Below are 2,833 nucleotides of genomic sequence, written 5' to 3'. Positions count from 1 at the left end.
GCTCAGCAGCCCCGGATCGGGGGCGTCGCCGTCGTCGTTGTCTGTGTCGCGTCCAGCGTGATGTGATCCGCTTCGGCGGTCACCTCGATGCCGGTCGATGTCGCCTTCGCCGAGGTCAACTGCAGATTCATGGGCAGCCCGCTGAGTGGCACCGTCACGGTCAGGATCTGCACCGCACCGTGCGGGATACTCAAGGCACCCAGGCCCTTCACGCCGATACCGGTGGGCGCGATTGTGAGTCGGTTGTTCTGGATGCTCGCCTGCACATCACCGAAGACCGTGATCTGCCCGACGATCGGGATGTCCACGGGCGCCGAGACCTGCATGCCTGTTCCGGCCGGAGCCAACTGGACCTTCCCGGGTTGGGTGGCGAGGTAGGCATTGAGGTCGGTGAAGGTGAAGCGCACCGAACCGACCACCCGGTCGATCGGCACCGTCTTCACATCGTTACTGATCATCTTGCGAAGCGGGACGTGCACACCGTTGAGGTGCACGTTGATGTCGTCGACACACAGGTCGGGTACGGCGATCCGGTGCATCCGGAAGCCGATGTCCTTGTAGCTGCCCGACATCACCTGGGTCAGGAACGGAATCCCTCCGACGGACGCCTCCGGCCTGCTCGTCAGGTGCTGGCTCTTCTGGACCTGGCTGACCAATTGGGATGCCGCGACGTGGGCCCCGACCCGGTCCACCACGCTGAGCACGACGACCTGGAGGACAAGGACGATCAGAAGCAGCCGGCGTCGGGACCGCCGGCGGCGACGGCGAGGAGGCTCCGCCGCCGGCAGCCCCTCCGCCACGGGCAACCCCACCGCACCCGACAACCCCTCCGCCACGGGTGGTCCCTGCGCCACAGGTGGTCCCCACCGTCGTGCGTCGAGATCGTCCGGTCCACCCGGCGGCAGCGACCGGGTAGGTGATTGTGCCAGGTGGGGCCGGGTGTCCGCGGGGCGCGGGACCACGCCCCCGACATCGCAGACATCGCCGACATCGCCGCCGGCCATACCGGCGGTATGGAGACCGGCAGGCTGCTGGCCGCCGGTGGTGTTCTGTTCGCCTTCCTGCCAGTGACCCACGTTGTCAGCACTCCGTTTCGTGTCGAGCAGGACAGCCGAGGCCAGACCGAACACGATGCCCACCATGAACACGATGCCCACCACGAAGTCGACAGCGGAAGGTGGCCATGAGTGAGGTCTCCAGATCTGCTCTCGGGTACCCCTCAAGCGTGTCCGGGCCGGCCTGTCTCGTCATCGTCCGCCCGCCGACACTCCCTGCTACGCAGAACGCAGTACACACCGCCCGACGCATCTACCCGACAACTCGGACGGCACTGATTCCTTGAGGCCGCGCTCGCCTGGCTGTGTGCAGCACCGTCTGCCTGCCCGCACCCGAGCCGACCACCCGCACTGCGGCTTTCGGTGTCGACTTGGGATGGCGTCGTATAGCCGACGGTTCGAACCGTGTCGCCCGCCGGGACGGCGCCTCCGACACGCAGCCGAGGTGCCCGAGCATCTCGGGTCGGGCGATGCTCGACCCGCTCATCGCCAGCGAGCGCGACCCGAACGTGCTTGCCAATCTCGCCCGCACCGGGATGCGCCGCAGACTCGACGTCCGACGCGACGCGCTCACCGGACGGTTCGACGAGCACCACGCCTTCCTGTGCGCGACCATGCTGGGCCGGGGTGCGTAGGTCGTTGAGGCCATCCTGATGACCGGAACCACCTACCGTTCGGCCGAATGTCGTCCGACAGTGGGTGAAATCGGCTGTTATGATGACGTTTTCTACCTAAGATGCCGTTGTTGTGGGCGACCGGTGTGTTCCGCGGAACACAGAACATGGACGGCGCCGGTTTTCGTGCGGCGGCGGACGAGCATCGCGTCGGACTCGCGTACACGCACGAGCTGCGAGCCGTCCGGTAAGGTTTCGAGCACGGTCGCGGGCAGGGGTTTCAAGGCCCCGGCGTCCGTGCTGGCCTACGCCGCGCGACGGGCTGCGCGCAGTCTAGCCGCCGTGCTCACCCGGCGTGTCGGCGGCCACTCCATCCGCCTGCATGAACCGTAACAGCCCTCATTGTCACGAGTTCAACCTCAATAGGTCGCACAGTGCATTTCGGACGCGCCCAACCAGCTCCTCGTCGGTCATATCATCTGAATCACGAATTGATGGGTCGATCACGTAGTCATCAAGAAGGTAGAAGACATCAGTGAGTATCCGATCGAAACGCTCTCGAACCCGCTCCTTCTCATCCAATGCATGACGACGAGCCGCCAGCCACGCATGTGCGAACTCTGGGCCAGAAATCTTGGCCTCAATGAGTTCATGCATTAGTTCGAGCTGCCTGGCAATGCCGGTTCCAGGATCGACCTCAGACGGCGATGACCAGGCACGCCGCCTCGGCTGTGACGCATCATCAGCCGAATTCCGAATCACCATAGATAACCATTATCGATAATTCCTGCAAACTGATTGTCGCCAAGACGATACGCAGTCCAGAACTGCCCGGAATCCGCACGCAGTATGACCATCTTACTTGTTGCCGAATCAATGAACCCGACCGCTTGACCCTGACCCCGGTAGTTAAATCTGTAAATATTTGTTCCGTCGGCAGTCATGTGCGCTTTCGTCGCATCTTGGAATGCGGCGAGGTTCGCCTTGTTTTTATTCCCGCCGATGCCGAAGTCCACAGCATGAGCATCGTACTTCTTATTCATAACCTTCGAATTTGAGAAGTCGGCCTTTTCTGCCCACTTTGCTGCGGCACCGCGGCTGCCAGTGGTGCACGGCGCGAGACCGAGGGGGTCGAGCTCCTGATAGGGGTTGGGGACGTAGGTG

General features: G+C 63.5%; 4 protein-coding genes. 1 reads left to right on the top strand and 3 read right to left on the bottom strand.

The window, feature by feature from the left end:
* Window positions 1–2: 2 nt before the first annotated feature.
* Window positions 3–1,157 (bottom strand): DUF2993 domain-containing protein, encoded by a 1,155-nt coding sequence (locus U9980_RS27240; RefSeq protein WP_322770548.1) that lies wholly within the window; start codon window positions 1,155–1,157, stop codon window positions 3–5.
* Between the two features lie 368 nt (window positions 1,158–1,525).
* Between U9980_RS27240 and U9980_RS27235 the strand changes: the two genes are divergently transcribed.
* The gene (locus U9980_RS27235; RefSeq protein ID WP_322770547.1) at window positions 1,526–1,690 is read left to right on the top strand and encodes a hypothetical protein; all 165 of its coding nucleotides are present in this window, start codon (window positions 1,526–1,528) and stop codon (window positions 1,688–1,690) included.
* A 384-nt stretch (window positions 1,691–2,074) separates the two neighbouring features.
* Here U9980_RS27235 and U9980_RS27230 read toward each other — a convergent pair whose 3' ends face one another.
* Both U9980_RS27230 and U9980_RS27225 read right to left on the bottom strand, forming a co-directional pair.
* Complete coding sequence (locus tag U9980_RS27230; protein ID WP_322770546.1) at window positions 2,075–2,434, bottom strand: colicin immunity domain-containing protein; 360 nt, start codon at window positions 2,432–2,434, stop codon at window positions 2,075–2,077.
* Window positions 2,428–2,833: colicin D domain-containing protein (locus U9980_RS27225; protein ID WP_322770545.1), on the bottom strand; the 406-nt coding region annotated here is incomplete at its 5' end. The genes U9980_RS27225 and U9980_RS27230, both read right to left, overlap by 7 nt.

It is taken from the genome of Protofrankia sp. Cr1 (genome assembly GCF_963555865.1).
Taxonomy (GTDB): domain Bacteria; phylum Actinomycetota; class Actinomycetes; order Frankiales; family Frankiaceae; genus Protofrankia.
The sequence above is the reverse complement of the archived record's forward strand: the minus strand, read 5'-3'. Positions and strand labels throughout refer to the sequence as shown.